The organism is Mycolicibacterium peregrinum (assembly GCF_001665625.1).
In the GTDB taxonomy this organism is placed as follows: domain Bacteria; phylum Actinomycetota; class Actinomycetes; order Mycobacteriales; family Mycobacteriaceae; genus Mycobacterium; species Mycobacterium peregrinum_B.
The window spans coordinates 41997-62456 of the sequence record NZ_LZSY01000096.1 but is presented as its reverse complement, the minus strand read 5'-3'; the positions used below and the strand labels follow the sequence as shown (position 1 = coordinate 62456).

General features: G+C 67.9%; 16 protein-coding genes. 11 read left to right on the top strand and 5 right to left on the bottom strand.

Annotation, left to right across the window (positions count from 1 at the left end; all coding sequences use genetic code 11):
* Positions 1–17: 17 nt before the first annotated feature.
* Entirely contained in the window at positions 18–1274 is a 1257-nt protein-coding gene (serS, locus tag A5779_RS14000) for a serine--tRNA ligase (RefSeq protein WP_064882807.1), read from the top strand.
* A gap of 33 nt (positions 1275–1307) precedes the next feature.
* Complete coding sequence (locus A5779_RS13995; protein WP_064882805.1) at positions 1308–4631, top strand: ATP-binding protein; 3324 nt, start codon at positions 1308–1310, stop codon at positions 4629–4631.
* A gap of 16 nt (positions 4632–4647) precedes the next feature.
* Here A5779_RS13995 and A5779_RS13990 read toward each other — a convergent pair whose 3' ends face one another.
* Entirely contained in the window at positions 4648–5346 is a 699-nt protein-coding gene (locus A5779_RS13990; RefSeq protein ID WP_064882838.1) for a hemerythrin domain-containing protein, read from the bottom strand.
* Between the two features lie 120 nt (positions 5347–5466).
* On the opposite strand from A5779_RS13990, the gene A5779_RS13985 reads away from it, so the two are divergent.
* On the top strand, positions 5467–6294 hold the full coding sequence (locus A5779_RS13985; protein WP_064882803.1) for a DUF5718 family protein: 828 nt from the start codon (positions 5467–5469) through the stop codon (positions 6292–6294).
* Positions 6295–6297: 3 nt separating this feature from the next.
* Here the strand turns inward: A5779_RS13985 and A5779_RS13980 are convergent, their stop codons facing one another.
* Positions 6298–6633 (bottom strand): hypothetical protein, encoded by a 336-nt coding sequence (locus A5779_RS13980; RefSeq protein WP_055118703.1) that lies wholly within the window; start codon positions 6631–6633, stop codon positions 6298–6300.
* Positions 6630–8186, bottom strand: coding sequence for a Rieske 2Fe-2S domain-containing protein (locus A5779_RS13975; protein ID WP_064882801.1), 1557 nt, complete (start codon positions 8184–8186; stop codon positions 6630–6632). The genes A5779_RS13980 and A5779_RS13975 overlap by 4 nt, the downstream gene beginning before the upstream one ends.
* Positions 8187–8276: 90 nt before the next feature.
* On the opposite strand from A5779_RS13975, the gene A5779_RS13970 reads away from it, so the two are divergent.
* The 3 genes from A5779_RS13970 to A5779_RS13960 are packed head-to-tail and all read left to right on the top strand — an operon-like array spanning position 8277 to position 10697.
* Complete coding sequence (locus A5779_RS13970) at positions 8277–9077, top strand: lysophospholipid acyltransferase family protein (protein WP_064882799.1); 801 nt, start codon at positions 8277–8279, stop codon at positions 9075–9077.
* 7 nt (positions 9078–9084) lie between these two features.
* Positions 9085–9873, top strand: a complete 789-nt coding sequence (locus A5779_RS13965; protein WP_064882797.1) for a lysophospholipid acyltransferase family protein — start codon at positions 9085–9087, stop codon at positions 9871–9873.
* Entirely contained in the window at positions 9873–10697 is an 825-nt protein-coding gene (locus A5779_RS13960; protein ID WP_064882795.1) for a Cof-type HAD-IIB family hydrolase, read from the top strand. Before A5779_RS13965 ends, A5779_RS13960 begins: the two co-directional genes overlap by 1 nt.
* A gap of 21 nt (positions 10698–10718) precedes the next feature.
* On the opposite strand, the gene A5779_RS13955 is transcribed toward A5779_RS13960, so the two are convergent.
* Together A5779_RS13955 and A5779_RS13950 are read right to left on the bottom strand one after the other, a co-directional pair.
* Positions 10719–12326 carry an N-acetylmuramoyl-L-alanine amidase gene (locus A5779_RS13955; RefSeq protein ID WP_064882793.1) on the bottom strand — a complete coding sequence of 536 codons (1608 nt, stop codon included), beginning with the start codon at positions 12324–12326 and terminating at the stop codon, positions 10719–10721.
* A gap of 128 nt (positions 12327–12454) precedes the next feature.
* Positions 12455–13402 carry a hypothetical protein gene (locus A5779_RS13950; protein ID WP_064882791.1) on the bottom strand — a complete coding sequence of 316 codons (948 nt, stop codon included), beginning with the start codon at positions 13400–13402 and terminating at the stop codon, positions 12455–12457.
* Between the two features lie 240 nt (positions 13403–13642).
* Between A5779_RS13950 and glf the strand changes: the two genes are divergently transcribed.
* The 5 genes from glf to zomB are packed head-to-tail and all read left to right on the top strand — an operon-like array spanning position 13643 to position 20314.
* The gene (gene glf, locus A5779_RS13945; protein WP_064882789.1) at positions 13643–14890 is read left to right on the top strand and encodes a UDP-galactopyranose mutase; all 1248 of its coding nucleotides are present in this window, start codon (positions 13643–13645) and stop codon (positions 14888–14890) included.
* Entirely contained in the window at positions 14887–16824 is a 1938-nt protein-coding gene (locus A5779_RS13940; protein ID WP_064882787.1) for a glycosyltransferase, read from the top strand. The genes glf and A5779_RS13940 overlap by 4 nt, the downstream gene beginning before the upstream one ends.
* Before the next feature lies 1 nt (position 16825).
* Positions 16826–17359, top strand: coding sequence for a phosphatase PAP2 family protein (locus tag A5779_RS13935; RefSeq protein ID WP_064882786.1), 534 nt, complete (start codon positions 16826–16828; stop codon positions 17357–17359).
* Positions 17356–18294, top strand: a complete 939-nt coding sequence (locus A5779_RS13930; RefSeq protein WP_064882784.1) for a decaprenyl-phosphate phosphoribosyltransferase — start codon at positions 17356–17358, stop codon at positions 18292–18294. The genes A5779_RS13935 and A5779_RS13930 overlap by 4 nt, the downstream gene beginning before the upstream one ends.
* The gene (gene zomB, locus A5779_RS13925; protein WP_413784918.1) at positions 18272–20314 is read left to right on the top strand and encodes a terminal beta-(1->2)-arabinofuranosyltransferase; all 2043 of its coding nucleotides are present in this window, start codon (positions 18272–18274) and stop codon (positions 20312–20314) included. The genes A5779_RS13930 and zomB overlap by 23 nt, the downstream gene beginning before the upstream one ends.
* Positions 20315–20460 lie beyond the last annotated feature (146 nt).

Below are 20460 nucleotides of genomic sequence, written 5' to 3'. Positions count from 1 at the left end.
AAAGTAGGGTTGCGCCCGTGATCGACCTCAAGCTGCTGCGCGACAATCCCGACATCGTCCGTGCGTCGCAACGAGCCCGCGGGGAAGACCCGGCGCGCGTCGACGCCCTGCTGCAGGCCGATGCGGCGCGGCGGGCCGCGATCTCGACGGCCGACAATCTGCGGGCCGACCAGAAGGCCGCCAGCAAGCTGGTGGGCAAGGCGACACCCGAGGAACGTCCGGGCCTGCTGCAGCAGGCCAAGGACCTGGCCGAGCAGGTCAAGGCTGCCGAGGTGGCGCAGGCCGAGGCCGAGAGCGCCTTCACCGCTGCGCACATGGCGATCGGCAACGTGATCATCGACGGTGTGCCGGCCGGCGGCGAGGACGACTTCGCGCTACTGGACACCGTCGGCGAGCCGCGGGCGATCGAGAACGCCAAGGACCATCTCGAGCTGGGCGAGACACTCGGGCTCATCGACATGGAACGCGGCGCCAAGGTGTCGGGCTCGCGGTTCTACTTCCTCACTGGTGCCGGGGCGCTGCTCCAGCTGGGCCTGCTGCAACTGGCCACCCAGGTGGCCGTGGCGAATGGGTTCACATTGATGATCCCGCCGGTGCTGGTGCGCCCGGAAGTCATGGCGGGCACCGGATTCCTCGGCGCCCACGCCGACGAGATCTACCGGCTCGAAGCCGACGACCTGTACCTGGTCGGCACCTCGGAGGTGCCGCTGGCGGGCTATCACTCGGGCGAGATCCTGGACCTGTCCGACGGTCCGAAGCGGTATGCCGGCTGGTCGTCGTGCTTCCGGCGCGAGGCCGGCAGCTACGGCAAGGACACCCGCGGCATCATCCGTGTGCACCAGTTCGACAAGGTCGAGGGCTTCATCTACTGCAAGCCCGAGGACGCCGAGTCCGAGCATCAGAAACTGCTCGGCTGGCAGCGCCAGATGCTGGCGGCCATCGACGTGCCCTACCGGGTGATCGACGTCGCCGCAGGCGATCTCGGCTCATCGGCGGCACGCAAGTACGACTGCGAGGCATGGGTGCCCACCCAGCAGACCTACCGGGAGCTCACGTCCACCTCGAACTGCACGACGTTCCAGGCGCGGCGATTGGCCACGCGCTACCGCGACGAGAACGGCAAGCCGCAGATCGCCGCCACGCTCAACGGCACGCTCGCCACCACGCGCTGGCTGGTGGCGATCCTGGAGAACCATCAGCAACCCGACGGCAGCGTGCGGGTACCCGAGGCGCTGGTGCCGTTCGTCGGCACCCCGGTGCTGGAACCCCGGTAACCGTCCACACCGCGGCCCAGTAGAACTGCGGACATGTCGGGGGACAGCGTGGTACGGGTGAGGGTGCTCGGGCCGGTACAGGCCTGGGTGAGCGACGAGCCGGTGGATCTCGGTGCCCGGCTGCAACGGGCGCTGTTGGCGAGATTGGTTGCCGCACACGGACACACGGTGTCCGTCGACCGCCTCATCGATGACCTGTGGGAGGGGGAACCGCCACCCAAGGCGTTGGCGGCTCTCCAGGTCTACGTGTCGCATCTGCGGCGGGCACTCGAGCCGGGGCGGCAGCGACGGGCCCCGGCCCGCATCCTGGTCAGCGCCGCGCCCGGATACTGTCTGCGACTGCCGGCCGATGCCGTCGACTCCTGGCAGTTCGAAGCGAAAGTCACTGCTGCATATGGGGAATCGGATCCACAGCAACGCGTGTGCCTGCTCGAAGAGGCCTTGTCCGACTGGTCGGGAGACCCGTTCGCGGGGGCGGGCGATGCGCTGTGGGCGGCGCCGGAGATCGCCCGCCTGACCGAGCTCCGGCTGGCCGCGGTGGAGGCCCAGGCCGCTGCGCAGGTCGAGCTGGGCCGGTACAGCACCGCGATCGCCGCGCTGGAACGGCATGTCGGCGAGCGTCCCGGCCGCGAGGGCGCCGCTGCCGTGCTGGCGACGGCCCTGTATCAGACCGGACGTCAGACCGACGCGCTGGAAGTGCTGCGGCGTACCAGGGACCACCTCGTCGACGAGCTCGGACTGGAACCGGGCCGCGCTCTGCGCGATCTCGAGCGTGACATCCTGCGCCAGGCCGATCATTTGGAGCCCTCCCGGCCGGCTCAGCCTGCGATCCCGGAGGTCGCCGCGCCCGGCGGTTCAGAATTGACGGCCTACGGCCGGGCCGAGGAACTCGCCGAAATCGACACTGCCGCAAACGCTGTGGCCGCCGGCAACAGCGCAGTGCTGTGGATCGGGGGAGAGGCGGGATCCGGCAAGACCACCCTGGCGGCCGCGGCGACAGCCCAGTTGCGGGCTGCGGGCTGGCGCACCGTGCTCGGCCGTTGCCCGGAGGTCCACGGCGCGCCGGCAGGGTGGGCGTGGACCGAGGTGTTGCGCGAGTTGCTGGAGGCGGGAGCCCCGGCGGACGACGGAAGGCAGGCGTTGGCGCCGTTGCTGCACGACGTCGCCGCGGCCGAGGCGGGCACGTTCTGGCTCGGGCATGCGGTGGCCGACGTGTTGAGCGCGGTCGCGGGCAGCCAACCGTTGGCGGTGGTCCTCGACGACCTGCATCGCACCGACGGTCTGACGTTGGAGCTGCTGCGGCTGGTGGCCGACCGGATCAAAGACCTTCCGGTGTTGGTCATCGGCACCTATCGCCCGTCGGAGGACCGCGGCGAACTCGAGGTGGCGCGGGCGGCCCTGACGGTGCACACCGCGGCACATCTGATTCTCGACGGTCTCGACGCGGCGGCCACGGCGGCACTGGCAGCGGACTACGGACTGACGGCCGCCAGCGGGGAGGCGCTGCGGCTGCTGCGTGAACGCACCGGCGGCAACCCGTTGTTCGTCCGCGAACTGGCCCGGCTGATGGCCGCGGAGGGGCCGGACGCGGTCTGGGCATCGGTGCCCGTCGGCGTCCGAGATGTGTTGCGCCGCGGGTTGGCCCGGCTGCCGGGCCCCACCGTCACCGCGTTGCGTCAAGCAGCCGTGCTGGGTCGCGACATCGACGTCGACCTCCTCGCCGAACTGGGGCGCAACGACCCTGACGACCTGCTCGACGCGCTGGAACCGGCCGTGCTGCTCGGCCTGCTCGACGAGCCGGCGCCAGGCAGATTGAGGTTTGCCCATTCGCTGGTTCGCGACACGCTCTATGAGGACACCTCCAAACTGCGGCGGTCGCGGTTGCACGGCGCGGCGTTGGAGCTGTTGCGCGCGCCCGGCCGATCCGTCGACCCGGCCGCTCTGGCGCACCACGCGGTCGCGTCGGCGACCGCGGAAACCGCTTTGGCCGCCACTGCTTTCGCGACCGCGGCAGCCCGTGAGGCGGATTCGGTCGGTGCTCACGTCGAAGCCGCCCGGCAGTGGCGGGCCGCCGTGCAGATGTTGGAATTGGCGGCCAGTCGCCGGTTGCGGCCCAGCACCGAGGGCCTCGAGCCCGAGATCGAAGCCCGGTGCGGGCTGATCTCCGCGCTGGCCCAGTCCGGCGACGCCGTCGCCGCGCGCATCGAGTTGAAGGCTGCGCTGCAGTTGCTGACCGGGAAGTCGCGCGACGACCTCATGGTGCGGGTACTGACCGCGTGGGACACCCCGCTGGTGTGGCGGGACCGCGAATACGACGAATCCGATGCGCAGATGATCGGCCTGCTGCGCCACGTGCTGGCCGGTGGTCCGACGGAAATCACTGCGGCTGACCGGATCCGGTTGCTCAAGGCGCTCTATGTGGAGCTGGAGGGCACCGATCCGGAGGGCGCGCTGGCCGCCAGCACGGAACTGCTCGAGCTGGCGCGACGCGCCTACGCCGAGGACCCGGGATCGTCGGGCCGCTTGTTGTGCACTGCCCTCAATGTCCGGGCGTACTGCGCGCTGGGCCCCGACATCGATGCCGAGCGTGAATCGACCGCCGCCGAACTGCTGCGGACCGCCGAGGCCACCGAGCAGGCCGACTATCAAGCGGTGGCGCACTGGCTGCTGTCGCTGGCGGCCGGTCATCGGTCCGATCTGGTGACCGCGAAACGGCACGTGGACATCGCGGTGGCCCGGGCCGGCACCGGCCAGCTCGTCCATCTCCTCGGCGTGCTGGGACTGTTCCGGGCCCGGATGTATCTGCTCGCCGCGCGATTGGACGAGGCGGTGGGTGCCTACACCGATCTGGCGGCACGGATGGTCGAGAACGGTGCCGCCAACGGAGCCAAGCTGGCGATGGTCGGCCGGGTGACGGGTGAGTTCTGCCTCGGAGACCTCGGTGTGCTCGCCGACGAGTTGGTGTTCTTCTACCGCGAGGTGTCGGTTGCGGCGCTGGACGCCGCGGTGCTGGCGCTGATCGCGCGGGGGCGCGAGGCGGAGGCCCGCGAACTGTGGCGCGACCGGCAACCGATCGAGCGGGCGTACTTCTGGCTTCCGTTCACCGTGCTACGCGTCAATGCCGCCGTGGCGCTCGGCGATGTCGAGGAGGCAGAGGCCCGGGCGGCCGACCTCGAGCCCTACTCCGGGCGCATCGCCGGACTCGGTGTCGACGGTCTCATGATGGGGCCCGTCGACGAGGCGCTGGCCGTCGCAGCCGACGCGCTGGGCCGGCCGGAGCAGGCGGGCGGCTACCGGGCGGCTGCCGCGAAGCTGAGGGACCGGCTGGCGGGCGAGGCGCGGCGCTTCGTGGACTGACGCCGGCGGTGCCGGCTTATCGGGCGGTGCCGAAGACCGCCCGCTCCCGGCGCCGGTGCAGCACCAGCAGCCCAGCGAGCAGGACCCGCTGTCCGATCCCGGTGTGCTGCATCAGCGCGGCACGCTCGTCGTCGGTCACCACCGTCATCGAGCGCGGGCCGTCGAACGACATCCGGCTGCCGTCCCGGGCGGCTTTCTCCACTGCCGCCCAATCGGCCACCGAGACGTGTTCGGTGATCAGCGGGAACACCTCCATCTCCTCGTCGTTGATGTGTTCGGTCAGCAGGGCCGCCAGTTCGGCCAGCTCGATGGCCATGAGGCCGGCGATGTGGCGATCACCCATCGACAGGCGGAACGCCGCGGCCCGGGCTCGCAGCTGCTCCAACCGCGGGTCCAGCGCGGCATGGTCGTCGATCAGCTCGCTCAGGTCCACGTGGTCGCCCACGCTGGCCTGGATCACCGGCCACAGCACCGCATCCTCGGTGGTGTGGTGATGGTGGATGGAATCGCACAGCCGCTCGACATACCGGGAGATGGCCCGGGCCCGGCCGGGGGTGCAGATCACATCCCGGTCGCGCATCGCCGCGGCCAGGTCGCCCAGGCGGAGCAGGTCGGCCAGCATCGCGCGGTGTGCCAACGCGATGCGCAGCAGGTCCGGCGCGGGGTCACCCGCGCAGCGAGGTGAGACGGTGATGCTTGTGGTGGTTGTCGGCACGGGACACTCCTCGGATTCGGCTGATCCGGCGTGGATCGGCACTCGCAGAGCACAGCCTGGTCCCGGCGACTTAAGAGCGACTTGTTACCGGCTTGTCGTGGCCACAGTAGGGTTGCAGCCATGATCGACATCGACCTTGCCGAATTGCGTAACTGGTTCGGCTTCGGCGTGGCCGGTAACTTCGCGGGTCACCTCGAACAGGCCGGGGAGGCCGGGGATTTCGTCAAGGTTGTTACCGAAGGGTATGCACCCAAAGGCATCTTTCCGTGGTACGCGCCGGGCCGGGACGACTTTCTGGGCGAGTTCCCGCTGTCCAGCGACGCCATCGTGATTCCTGACGTCGGCGAGGACCCCGAATTCCAGGGCCCACTGAACCTTCAGATCGAGCCCGAGGTCGGGGTGGCCTGCCGGGTGGTGTGGAACGGCGACACCGTGGTGCGGCTGGAGCCGTTCGCGCTCGGCGCCTTCAACGACTGCTCGATCCGCAGGCCGGGCGCACCCAAGATCAGCTACAAGAAGAACTGGGGCCCGGCCTCCAAAGGCGTTGCGCCGCAATTCTTCGAGATCAGTGATCTCACCCCGGACGGTCCGACCGCAACCATGCGGCTGGTCTGCTACCTGAGCGAGAACGACGGCGAGCAGCATGCCTACGGGGTGGATTCACCCCTGGTGGGCTACTCGTACTACGGCGAGGTGCTGCTGGACTGGATCGTCGAGCGGCTGGCCAACCAGAAGGGTTCGGCCGACACGCCGTTGGAGGATGTCGGTGCGTTGATGGTGGCCAGTGGCCATCCCGAGAACGTGCTGATCGGCATCGGCGCCACCCGCTACACCCCGTTGGGTGAGTCCACCTTCCTCAAGCCGGGCGACGAGGCCATCGTGCGGGTGTACGACAGTGCCTCCAGCGCGGCATCCGAACTGCGGCAGGTGGTGCGCTCCGCGCGCTGACGCCTAGCGCCCCAGCAGTTCGTCGAGTACCGCGATGAACTCTGCGGGCCGCTGCGGGGTGAACGCGGGGTCGGGGCGAGTCCCTTTGACCTTCAAGGTGATCAACGTCGACTTGATGGGCCGCCACACGTCCAGTGGCAGCCAGCGGCGCAGGTCTGAACTGCCCCAGATGCGGAAGCGGTTGAGGACCAGACCGAGTGATTCGGCCCGGTATCCGCTGATGGACCGCAACGGGATCACCTTCGAGGTTCCCGACGGGAAGTGGTAGCGCCGCAACGTGATCGCCTCACGGTCCAACTGGATCAGACCGTCGTCGTAGTACTGGCGCGGGGCGGTCATGACTTGCTGCACCGCAACTCGTGGCCCTTGGTGGTCAGGCATTTGCCGTTGTCCAGGTTCCACTGCCAGCCGTGCAGGTTGCAGGTGAGGGTGTTGCCTTCCACCACACCGAATTTGGACAGGTCGGCCTTCAGGTGCGGGCAACGACGCTGGATTTCCCAGCCGTCGAGGGTGATCGACGAGGAGTCGTCGTGCGCCTCGGCGAACCAGCCGTCGGCGTAGGCGATGCGCTCATCGGTGAGGCATTTGAAGAAGGTGTACAGGTACTCGTTGTAACCGCCCACGCGCCAGGCTTTGAACCGGGTGGACAGGAAGATGGTGTTGACCCAGTCCGGTTCGTCATCCCGCAGCACGGTGCGTACCAGCTCGGGCGGGATCGCGAAGCCGTAGCGGAACTTCTCGTCGGCGATGGGTTCACGGACAAGGCGTTTCGGGAAGTCCAGCACCACGGTCTCGCTGTGGTCGGGGCCGGACAGCCGCAACTCCACCGGGTAGCCGATGCCGTCGCAGATCTGGTCGGTCTGGCTCATGATGGGTTCGAACAGAGCCCGCAGCCCGGGCAGCAGAGGTTCGCCCGCCGCCGGCGCCCACGAGGCCTTGTCGGCGGCCAGGACCGGGGCCATGCGCTGGGCGAAATCCTCGATGTAGGCAGCCTTGCCGGTGGTGAAGATCGCCTCCGGGTCCTCGACGGGGTGGGTCAACGAATTGAGTTGCGAGCCGGCGAAATCGGCGGCGCTGCCGGGGATCATCAGCAGCCCACGGTCATGCCCGTGGCGCCGCATCTGGTCCAGGAACACCACCTGGTCGGGGAAGATGTTGGCCGGATCGCCGTGGTCGTCGTTCAGATCGCGCAACTCGGGATCCAGGAAACACGGCGGACCGGCCGAGGGGATCACCCACGTCGCGCCAACCTGCGCGATGTACTGGCGGCATCGGTCCATCTGGCGCTGCCGCTTCTGGATGCCGAAGGCCTCCTTGGCGCGGGCAGGCATGTCGTAGACCATCGGATACCAGATGGCGCCGGAGTACTGCAGCATGTGCACGTCGATCTGGCCGAAGTCCGAGTGCAACATGTCCAGGTCGACGGGCCGCGCGTCGTTCATGTTGAAGACGACGGTCTCACCGTCGTCGACCACCAGACCCGAATCGCCGATCGGGCCGTCGGCCGGTGCCCGCAGCGCGATGATCATCACATCGAGGTCGCCCTTGGGGCCGCTGACGGTGTGTTTGACCGAATCGGTGGTCTCGAAGAACCGGTGAAAGCCCAGCGCCTGCAGCTCGCGCTGCAGATCGGGCACCGGGAAGTCGGGCAGCAGCACCACAGCGTCCTTGTTGACGTGGCGGCGCAGATTTTCCGGGTCGAAGTGGTCCTTGTGCAGGTGCGACACGTACAGATAGTCGACATTTCCCAGCGCCGTCCAGTCCAACTGCGTGTTGTCGGGGAACGGGAACCAGGAGGCGAAGTAGGCGGGGTTGACCCAGGGGTCGCACAGAATGCTGCCAGCCTTGGTCTCGATCAGGAAGCCGGCATGTCCGACGCTGGTGACCTGCACAAACGGCCTTTCGATGGAGTACTTCGATGCCCGCCCAGCCTAGCCCGAGTTGGGTGATGCGCCGATCCGGGCTGGGATTAGGCTGGCTACGTGGAACCGGTGTACGGGACTGTCATACAAGTTGCTCGAGCTGCCTGGCGTTTGCAGGGGCTGAAGTTCACGGTGACGGGGGTAGAGAATCTCCCGGTCACCGGCGGTGCGGTGGTGGCCATCAACCACACCAGCTACTTCGACTTCACCTTTGCCGGCTTGCCGGCCTACCTGCAGAAGCGGGGCCGCAAGGTGCGGTTCATGGCAAAGAAGGAAGTCTTCGACAACAAGATCACCGGACCGATCATGCGCAGCCTGCGCCACATCGAGGTGGACCGCGACAGCGGGGCCGCCTCGTTCGAGTCGGCGGTCGACTACCTCAAGGCGGGTGAGCTGGTCGGGGTTTACCCCGAGGCGACGATCAGCCGCAGCTTCGAGATCAAGGACTTCAAGTCCGGCGCCGCGCGGATGGCGATCGAGGCCGGGGTGCCGATCGTGCCGCACATCGTGTGGGGCGCCCAGCGCATCTGGACCAAGGGTCACCCGAAGAATCTGTACCGGCCCAAGGTGCCCATCTCGATCGCCGTCGGCGAGCCGATCCAGCCCACCCTGCCCGCGCCGGAGTTGACCGCACTGCTGCATTCGCGCATGCAACATCTGCTCACCCAGGTGCAGGACGCCTACGGCCCGTATCCGCCCGGTGAATTCTGGGTACCGCACCGGCTTGGTGGTTCGGCCCCGACGCTGGCCGAGGCCAACCGGATGGATGCCGAGGAGGCTGCCGCCAAAGCGGCCAAGAGAGCCGAGGCCGGACCCTCAGGGCCCACCGGACCTTCTGGACCGACCGACCTCTCGGGGTAAGTCGCGTATGGAACCGGTCTTCCGAAGTTTGGAGATTGCCGCCGGGCTCGTGGTGCGGGCCACCGGAACCCGGATCACCTTCCGTGGGCTGGACAATCTGCCCACCACGGGTGGAGCCGTCGTCGCCATCAACCACACCAGCTACGTCGACTTCCTGCCTGCAGCTCTGGCCGCGACCGAACGTCGTCGCCGGATGCGCTTCATGATCAAGGCGGAGATGGAGCAGGTGAGGCCGGTGGGCTACCTGATCAAACACACCGGGACGATCCCGGTGGACCGCAGGGCGGGAGCGGGCGCCTACAGCGCGGCGGTGGAGGCGTTACGCCGCGGCGAGTTGGTCGGGGTGTACCCGGAGGCGACGATCAGCCGCAGCTTCGAGCTCAAGGATTTCAAGACGGGTGCGGCGCGCATGGCCCTGGAGTCCGGTGTGCCGATCATTCCGCTGATCGTCTGGGGAGCCCAGCGCATCTGGACCAAGGACCATCCGAAGTCACTGGGACGCAAGAAGATTCCGGTGAGCGTGGCCGTCGGCGAGCCGATCTGGGCATCGGGTTCGGTCACCCAGATCGACGACACCCTGCGGGCCGCGATGTCGGCACTGCTCGAGCAGACCCATCAGGGCTACGCCGAGCCTGCCGGGGCGTACTGGGTGCCGAACCGGCTCGGTGGAAGTGCGCCGACACCGGCAGAGGCGAAGCTGCTCGACGAGGCGGAACTCGCCGAACGTGCGCGTAAGCGGGCGAGCGAAGCGACGGGAAACAACGGCCAGGCGAGCGAAGCGACGGGGAACGATTGATGAGCGACGAACGGGCGCCGGGGCTGATCGCCACCGACGTGGACGGAACGCTGCTCGACGAGGACGAGAAGGTCACGCCGCGCACGCGGGCGGCGGTACAGGCGGCGGTGGCGGCGGGGACGACATTCGTCCTGGCCACCGGACGGCCGCCGCGCTGGATCGCACCGGTGGTCGACGGCCTCGGCCTCGCACCGATGGCGGTGTGCGCCAACGGCGCCGTGATCTACGACCCGGCCACCGACCGCATCGTGTCGGCGCACACGCTCTCGACCGAGGTGCTCGGTGAGCTCGCCGAGATCGCCACGCGGGTGATCCCGGGCGCGGGGCTGGCCGTGGAACGCGTGGGTCGGTCTGCGCACGACGCGGCGACCCCGCAGTTCGTCAGCTCGCCGGGATACGAACATGCCTGGCTCAATCCGGACAACACCGAGGTGTCGGTGGAGGATCTGCTCAGTGCCCCTGCGGTGAAGCTGCTCATCCGCAAGGCCGGCGCACGTAGTGCCGACATGGCCGCCGAGCTACTCAAACACGTTGGGTTACAGGGCGATATCACCTATTCGACCAACAACGGGCTCATCGAGGTGGTGCCGCTGGGCATCAGCAAGGCCACCGGTGTGGCGGAGTTGGCCACCCCGCTGGGGCTCACCGCGACCGACATCGTCACCTTCGGCGACATGCCCAACGACATACCGATGTTGAGCTGGGCCGGGCGTGGTGTGGCGATGGGCAATGCCCACCCCGAGGCGGTGGCCGCTGCTGACGAGGTCACCGTGACCAATGCCGAGAACGGTGTGGCCCACGTGCTCGAACGCTGGTGGTCCTGAGCCGCAACCGGTTTCGGCCAGTCAGGTGATCGGGGTGAAACGCTCCAGTTGCACCGGCTGATCGTCGGGTGACGGCGGGGGCAGTTCGACCGGCACGCCGTCGACGACACGGGTGACCGTCCCCTTCTCGCGGTCGAAGTTCAGCGTGCCGTGCTGGAAGTTCTGCACGATCCACTGGGGTTCACCGATCTCGGAACTGGTCGGCAGGCCGAGGACTCCCCGTTCGAAGCCAAGGGTTCCCCACGCCTCGTAGATGGCTCCGGAGACCGGTTCGGCACCGCTGTCGGGTGACCAGTACACGGCGCCGCGCTCGAAGGTGGCGTAGCGGGTGGCACCTTCGCCCGCGGTCTCGGGCGAGGTTGGATTGCCCAGCATTCCGGCCGCACCGCCCGCGGCCTGCCACCGGTTGTAGATCGCGCCGCCACGCATCTGGTCGGCCAGGTCCGCGGGGCCGGGCGGCTGGTTGAACCGGGCGGCGATGTCGCGGATGCGATCCATCTGGGCGTACGCCGCGTTGCCTGGGCAGTCGGTGATACCGACATCACGGTGGGTGAAGATCGTCGGCAAAGTGGGGGTGGCTCCGCGCGGGAAGTGGGTGAAGGATCCGCCGGCTGAGGTGAGAACGACGGTGCCGTGCGGGTCGATGTGATCGAGGCCGAGTCGCCAGCCCAGCAGGCGGCCGGTGTTGCGCACCTGGATCTCGGTCGGTGGCACGACGTCGAAGTCGCCCATCATCGCCACACCCCAGGTGTCGATGTTGAACCCACCGGTGTGGGATCCCTCGACAGGCTTGTCCATGCCGCCTGCGCGGCCCTCGAACACCTGGCCGTATTTGTCGACCATGGCGTTGTAAGCGATGTCGCACCAGCCCAGCTCGCGGGTGTGGTACTCGTAGATCGACCGGATGATGCCCGCCGAGTCCTCGGGGGCGTAATCGTTGCTACCTGCCGTGTGATGCACGATGCCGGCTCGGATGCCCTTGTCGTACACAGTGTTTCCGCATCGCATCGATTCGTTGGCGCCCCACTGTGCGCGGCTGATGATGGTCGGCGGCTGGCCGGGGTTGATGGCGGCGGTGGGCAGCGGCCCGACGTCGACGGGGGCCTGGGGCGGGCTGATCAGGACCGCGGTGACGTTCTGGCCGATGGGTGCTTCGACGTTGGCAGGTACATAGCCGAGCGCCGGCCCGGCCTTCCCCTTCTTGCCGGGAGGCGGCGGTGGGGCTTGCGGCGCGCGGGTGACGGCGATCTGCACGGTGTTGGTACGCCCGACGAATACCGGTTCGGTGCCGCGCGGGCCGGGAGTGTCGGCGCCGACCCCGTCGAGATTCTCGGCCTGGTACCAGGGTCCCCAGCTGCCGTCGTCCTTGCGGGCGCGAACCCGGGCCGAGGTGCCGCGCAGGTCCGGCGAGGTGAGCGCGACCATCGAGAACGGGGTGTCCTGATGGACCTCGCGGATGCTCTCACCGACCGTGAGATTGTCGAGTGGTTGCTGTGTGAGCTGCGGCGCAGCGTCTGATGCGGGTTGGTGTTCGCCGGAATCGGATCCGGAGATGGCCCACGGCACGATCACAACCGTCGCCGCAAGTGCGGTGAAGAGAATCGACGGCGCGGAGCGGCGGGACTGCACGGACTGATGTTACGTATGAGTCTGGTGTTACGAATGATTCGACACGGCCCGCGCGTCACCTTTCGCACACAACGGCACCGCAGAGCCGATGGCTTCTGCGGTGCCGTTCTTTCAACCGGGCTTATTTACTAGGCGGGCGGCGGCGGGACCGGGGCCGGGGCCGCGGGCACCGGCGGCTTCATCGCCGAGGTGATCGCCGGCATGACCATGCCCTTGAGCAGATCGATGGCCTGGCCGGCGCCGAGCTGGTTGGCCGCGCTGGACAGGTCGCCGAACAGTCCGCCACCGCCGCTGCTGGTGGCGGGCATCGCGGCCAAGGACGGGTCGGCGCCCAGCAACGGGTAGGTGCCCGCACTGGGATCCAGCCCGATCGGAGCCGAGATCGGCACCTCGCCCGGGGCTCCCAGGCCACCGCTCAGGGCCGGGTCCAGGCCCGTCGGCGAGGTCAGGCCCCCGCCCAGGCCTGCCGGGGTCGTGGTCAGCCCGCCCGGTGCGGCGCCGGCCGGCGTCAATGCCGGGTTGGTCAGCGAGCCGGTCCCCGGCGGGGTGAGCGCCGGGTTGGTCAACCCGCCGGGTGCGGCCGGAAGGCCGGCGGTCGGCGAGGTCAAGCTCGGCGTCGCGCCATTGGGGCTGGTCAGCGCGGCGTCAGGGGACGTCAGGCCCGGTGAGGCGAGCCCCGGCGAAGTGAGTCCGGGTGACGTGAGCCCTGGCGAGGTCAGTCCGGGTGAGGTGAGACCCGGGTCGGTCAGGCCCGGCGCGGTCAGCCCCGGTGACGTCAGCCCCGGCGACGCCAGGCCCGGCGAGGTCAGGGTCGGCGAGCCGAGGGTCGGGGCCGGGGTGGAACTGTTGAGAAACGGCATCGGCGGCAGGTTGACGCCGAACTGGGACAGGCCCTGCGACAGTGCGGACATCAGTTCGCCCGGCAGGTCGGTGACCAGCGCTGCCTGGGTGAACTCGCGCTCCTGCGGCGCGGGGGACAGCTGCGACATGGCAACTAGGGCGACTGGACTTGCGACTGCCACTGCGGCGACTGCGCTCATGGCTGTCGAGAGCTTGCGTCGACGGCGGTTCGGCACGGAAGTCTCCTCAATATGTTTGCAGTTAAGGACTGCATTTCGGATTGCACGGGGTGCTCTCCGCTTGCTTCATCGGCGGTTCCGGACCAGGTGGTGTGGAGCCCATGAATGCCAACGAGATCGATGTTAAGGCTGTTACTCGTGTGTCTAGAGTGACGATATTGAATCGTGAGCGAATTGCGACCTGGGCCCTTCGTCGAATTCGGGGCACGGGGGCACGGTCGGATACCCTGGCTGCCGATGACGTCCTTATCTCCCCGGGTCGCTACAGACCAGTCCAGCGGACATTTCGACTTATTCGTCGTCGGTTCCGGTTTCTTCGGTCTGACGATCGCTGAGCGCGCGGCGACGCAGCTGGGCAAGCGTGTCCTTGTTATAGAACGGCGCCCGCATATCGGCGGCAACGCCTACTCGGAAGCCGAACCGCAGACCGGCATCGAGGTCCACAAGTACGGTGCCCACCTGTTCCACACCTCCAACCAGCGGGTGTGGGACTACGTGCGGCAGTTCACCGACTTCACCGGCTATCAGCACCGCGTCTTCGCGATGCATGACGGCCAGGCCTACCAGTTCCCGATGGGGCTGGGCCTGGTCTCGCAGTTCTTCGGGCGCTACTTCACCCCCGACGAGGCCCGCGCCCTGATCAAGGAGCAGGCCAGCGAGATCGCCGGGCACGAGGCGGCGAACTTCGAGGAGAAGGCCATCTCGCTGATCGGGCGCCCCCTCTACGAGGCGTTCATGAAGCACTACACCGCCAAGCAGTGGCAGACCGACCCGCGCGAGCTGCCTGCGGCCAACATCACCCGCTTGCCGGTGCGCTACACGTTCGACAACCGCTACTTCAACGACACCTACGAGGGCCTGCCGGTCGACGGGTACACCGCCTGGCTGGAGAACATGGCCGCCGACGACCGCATCGAAGTGCGGTTGGACACCGACTGGTTCGACGTCCGCGACGAATTGCGTGCCGCCAATCCCGACGCCCCGGTGGTGTACACCGGGCCGCTGGACCGCTACTTCGACTACTCCGAGGGCCGGCTGGGCTGGCGCACACTGGATTTCGATCTCGAGGTGCTCGACACCGGCGACTTCCAGGGCACACCCGTCATGAACTACAACGACGCCGACGTGGACTACACCCGGATCCACGAGTTCCGCCATTTCCATCCCGAGCGGGACTACCCGGCCGACAAGACGGTGATCATGCGCGAGTACTCGCGTTTCGCCGAAGAGAGCGACGAGCCGTACTACCCGATCAACACCGAGGCCGACCGCGCCCTGCTGGCCTCCTACCGCGCCCGGGCCAAGGCAGAGACCGCCTCGGCGAAGGTGCTTTTCGGTGGCCGGCTGGGCACCTACCAGTACCTCGACATGCACATGGCCATCGCCAGCGCGCTGAACATGTACGACAACACCCTGGCACCGCACCTGGCTGACGGTGCACCGCTGGTGAACGAGCAGACCGACAAGGAAAGCAGCAACGCATGAGTGACATCCCTTCCGGCGCACTGGAGGCCGGAGAGTCCAGGGCGGTCAGTCTGCTCGCCCGCGTGATCCTGCCGCGACCGGGTGAGCCACTGGACGTCCGCAAGCTCTATCTCGTCGAAGACCCGACCAATGCCCGCCGGGCCCACGCGCCCACCCGCACGACGCTGGAGATCGGCACCGAATCCGGCATCTCGTTCGCGACCTACTTCAACGCCTTCCCGGCCAGCTACTGGCGGCGCTGGTCCACCCTGAAGTCTGTGGTGCTGCGCGTGGAGCTGACCGGCACCGCCCGCGTCGACGTCTACCGGTCCAAGGCCACCGGCGCCCGGATCACCGTCGGCGGCGCCCCGGTGTCCAGCGGCGACTCCGCCGAACCGGCAAGTGTCGAATTCGAGATCGACCTCGCACCCTTCGAGGACGGCGGCTGGATCTGGTTCGACATCACCAGCAATACCGCGGTGCGGGTCCACAGCGCCGGTTGGTACGCCCCGACACCTGCGCCGGGCCGCGCCAACATCGCCGTCGGCATCCCGACCTTCAACCGCCCCTCCGACTGCGTCAACGCGCTCGCCGCGCTGACGTCGGATCCGTTGGTCGACGAGGTGGTCAGCGCGGTCATCGTGTCCGATCAGGGCACCAGCAAGGCCAAGGACCATCCCGGTTTCGAGGACGCCGCGGCAGCGCTCGGCAACCGGCTCACGATCCACAACCAGCCCAACCTCGGCGGGTCCGGTGGCTACAGCCGGGTGATGTACGAAGCGCTGAAGAACACCGACTGTGAGCAGATCCTGTTCATGGACGACGACATTCGCATCGAACCCGATTCGATCCTGCGCGCCCTGGCCATGAACCGGTTCGCCAAGGAACCGATCCTGGTGGGTGGCCAGATGCTCAACCTGCAGGAGCCGTCGCACCTGCACATCATGGGCGAGATGGTCGACCGGACGAACTTCATGTGGTCGGCGGCCCCCAACGCCGAGTACGACCACGACTTCGCCAAGTACGCGCTGGACGACACCGACTCCGACCGCAGCAAGCTGCTGCACCGCCGGATCGACGTCGACTTCAACGGCTGGTGGATGTGCATGATCCCCCGGCAGGTGGCCGAGGAGCTCGGGCAACCCCTGCCGTTGTTCATCAAGTGGGACGACGTCGAATACGGCTTGCGGGCCGCCGAGCACGGCTACCGCACCGTCACCCTGCCCGGCGCGGCGATCTGGCACATGGCGTGGAGCGACAAGGACGACGCCATCGACTGGCAGGCCTACTTCCACCTGCGCAACCGGCTGGTGATCGCGGCTCTGCACTGGGACGGCGACGCGCGCGGGCTTTTGGCCAGCCACCTCAAGGCCACGTTCAAACATCTTCTGTGCCTTGAGTATTCGACGGTCGCCATCCAGAACCGGGCCATGGAGGACTTCCTGGCGGGACCGGAACACATCTTCTCCATCCTTGAATCGGCCCTGCCGGACATCCGCGCGATGCGCCAGCAGTTCCCCGATGCCGTCGTGCTGGGCGGTGCCACCGAACTGCCCGCGGCCTCGGACCTCAAGCGCAAGAAGGTCCGCATCCCGGTGTCCAAGCCGGCCATCATCGTGAACCTGGCCCGCGGCGTGGTTCACCAACTGCGTCAGCACGACCCGGAAACCCACACCCGGCCGGAGATCAACGTGGCGACCCAGGACGCCCGCTGGTTCTCCCTGTGCCGGGTCGACGGGGTCACCGTCACCACCGCCGATGGGCGTGGTGTGGTGTACCGCCAGCGCGATCGCGCCAAGATGTTCGCGTTGCTCCGGGCCTCGCTGCGCCAGCAGTTGCGTGTGGTCCGTCAGTTCGACCGACTGCGCAAGGTCTATCGTGAGGCGCTGCCGGTGCTGACCAGCACCCAGAAGTGGGAGACGGTGTTGCTGACAGAGTCGGCGGAGAAAAACTGACATGACCGATGCCCCGCGCGGCGAGGACGCCGTGTTGGTTGCCGTGCAGTCTGCCCTGGCCACCCGGCCGGGCGTACTGACCGGCGCTCGTGCGCTGTCTCATTTCGGTGAGCACAGCCTGGGTTGGCTCGGGCTTGCGGCGGCCGGTGCGCTGGCCCAGCCGGCCAAGCGCAAGTCATGGTTGGCGGTGGGTGCCGGGGCTTTCCTGGCCCATGCCGCCGCGGTCCTGATCAAAAGGGTGGTACGCCGTGAGCGGCCGCACCACCCCGATATCGCCGTGAACGTCGGGACGCCGAGCCGGTTGAGCTTCCCTTCGGCACATGCCACCTCGACCGCCGCCGCCGCGGTGCTGCTGGCCCGGACCACCGGTCTGCCGGTGCGTGCGGTGCTGGTGGTGCCCATGGCGCTGTCGCGTCTGGTGCTGGGCGTGCACTATCCCACCGATGTGCTCACCGGCGTGGCCGTCGGGACGCTCGTCGGTTCTGTGGTCGGAAATACTGCCGGTGTCGGGCCGAAGGAGACTGTGGCCAAATGAGTGAGGAAGCGCAGCCGGAGGCCGGTCCGCCGAAGAACCTGGCCGTCGGCCTGGTCAAGGCCGTCCGTCCGCGTCAGTGGATCAAGAACCTGCTGGTGCTCACGGCCCCGGTGGCCGCGGTCGGCAGCGGGATCCAGTACGACTACGCCGATCTCGCCTACAAGGTGTCGATCGCGTTCGTGGTGTTCTGTCTGGCCGCGTCGTCGATCTATCTGGTCAACGACGCGCGTGACGTCGAGGCCGACCGCGCCCATCCCACGAAGCGGTTCCGGCCCATCGCGGCCGGCGTGGTCCCGGCATCGCTGGCCTACACGCTGGCTGTCGTGCTCGGGGTGGCCTCGATCGGCATCTCATGGCTGTTGAACCCGAATCTCGCTCTGGTGATGGTTGTGTACATCGCCATGCAGCTGGCGTATTGCTTCGGGCTCAAACACCAGGCCGTGCTGGACATCTGCATCGTGTCGCTGGGGTTCTTGATCCGGGCGATCGCCGGTGGTGTGGCCGCGGACATCCCGCTGTCGCAGTGGTTCCTGTTGGTGATGGCCTTCGGCGCATTGTTCATGGCGGCCGGTAAGCGGTACGCCGAGCTGCAACTGGCCGAGCGCACCGGCGCCAAGATCCGTAAGTCGCTGGAGCGCTACACCAGCAGCTACCTGCGCTTCGTGTGGACGTTGTCGGCCACTGCGGTGGTGCTCTGCTACGGCCTGTGGGCCTTCGGCCGCGACAGTGCCAGCGGCGGCTCCGGCCTGGACGGGAATGCATCGTGGTACGCGATCACGATCGTTCCCTGGACGGTCGCGATCCTGCGTTACGCGGTCGACATCGACGGTGGCATCGCCGGTGAGCCTGAGGAGATTGCGCTGAAAGACCGAGTGCTGCAGATCCTGTTCCTGGCCTGGATCGGAACCATCGGTGCAGCCATCTACTTCAGCTGACCGGATCACGCTGCGCCGCCTGGCGGGCGGCGTGGGTGCCCGGTTGGCGCGGTGGCCGGTGTTTCCCTACGACGTCTCCGTGCGGGTCAGCCTGTGGGTGAGTGTCGTCGTGGTGGCCGGGCTGTTCGGCTGGGGCGCCTGGCAGCGCCGCTGGATCGCCGACGACGGTCTGATCGTGTTGCGGACGGTCCGAAACCTGCTGGCGGGCAACGGTCCCGTCTTCAATGCGGGTGAGCGGATCGAGGCCAACACCTCCACCGCGTGGACCTATCTGGTGACGCTGGGCGCCTGGCTCGGCGGTTCGGTCCGGATGGAGTACGTGGCGTTGGCCCTCGCGCTGACGTTGAGCGTGCTCGGTGTCGTCCTGGCGATGCTCGGCACCGGCCGGTTGTATGCCCCGAGTCTGCAGGGTCGCCGCGCCCTGCTGCTGCCCGCGGGCGCGCTGGTCTACATCGCCGTCCCGCCGGCCCGCGACTTCGCCACCTCGGGGCTCGAAAACGGTTTGGTCCTCGCCTATCTGGGTCTGCTGTGGTGGATGTTGGTGTGCTGGTCGCAGGCCCTGCGCGCGGCTCCGGCAACACGGCGCGGCGCGGCCAAGGAGGCGCCGAACCCGGTGTCCAGCAAGTACTTCGATGGTGCACTGGCCACCGTGGCCGGGCTGAGTGTGCTGATCCGTCCCGAGTTGGCGTTGATCGGCGGTGGCGCACTGGTCATGATGCTGATCGCCGCCCGGGGCCGGCGTCGCCGCGTCCTGATCTTGGTGGCCGGCGGACTGCTGCCGGTCGCCTACCAGATCTTCCGGATGGGCTACTACGGGCTGATCGTGCCGGGCACTGCGGTGGCCAAGGACGCGTCGGGATCCAAGTGGGCCCAGGGCCTGACCTATCTCACCAACTTCAACCACCCGTACCTGCTGTGGGTGCCGGTGCTGTTGCTGGCCGCCCTCGGCGCGGTGCTGCTGACCACGCGGACCCGGCCGTGGTGGGTGCGCCATCAGGTGCCCCGCGGCTACGGCTGGCTGGCCCGCACTGTCCAGAGTCCTGCGGCCGTAGTGCTTTTCATGTTCGCGAGTGGGTTGCTGCAGGGCATCTACTGGGTGCGCCAGGGTGGTGACTTCATGCACGGCCGGGTGCTGCTCACCCCGCTGTTCTGCCTGCTGATGCCCGTCGCGGTCATACCGGTCGTGCTGCCCGACGGCACCAGGTTCACCCGGGAAACCGGCTACCTGCTGGCCGCGGCCACCAGTGTGTTGTGGGCATCGGTGGTGGGCTGGTCGATCTGGGCCGCCAACTCGCCGGGCCTGGGGGCCGACGGCACCCGCGTCACCTATACCGGGATCGTCGACGAGCGCCGGTTCTACTCGCAGGCCACCGGTCACGCGCACCCGCTGACCGCCGCCGACTACCTGGACTATCCCCGGATGCGTGCGGTGCTGACCGCGATCAACAACACCCCCGACGGGGCGCTGCTGTTGCCGTCGGGCAACTACGACCAGTGGGACGTCGTGCCCGCCTATCCGCCACCGCCCGATCTCAGCCCAGCCGACCGTCGGGCGCTGGAAACCCCGCACACCGTCTTCTTCACCAACATGGGCATGCTCGGCATGAACGTCGGACTCGACGTGCGGGTCATCGACCAGATCGGTCTGACGAATCCGCTGGCGATGCACACCCAGCGGCTGACCGACGGCCGCATCGGCCACGACAAGAACCTGTTCCCGGACTGGGCGGTGGCCGAAGGGCCGTTCCTCAAGACCAAGCAGTGGATCCCGCCTTACCTGGACGAGGAATGGGTCTCGCAGGCCGAGGCCGCACTGGAATGCCCGGACACCGAGTCGATGCTGAACTCGGTGCGCGGCGAGATGAGCCCACGGCGGTTCCTCTCCAACCTGGCGCACGCCTACGAGTTCACCAAGTACCGGATCGACCGCGTGCCTCTCTATGACCTGAAGCGGTGCGGCCTGCCGGTTCCCGAGCCCAAGAACCCGCCGTACACAGGGATGCCCGCCACCGGACCGTGACCGCGCGCGAGATCGTAGGACCGAATTCTGTGTATCCGGTAACGCCCGGGCGGGCGGCACCGATACCCAGACGAGCCCGCGTGATCGATCTTGAACGGACGGTACGAGAAACCGATGCTGACCTCTGGTGTCTCCGGTATGCGCCC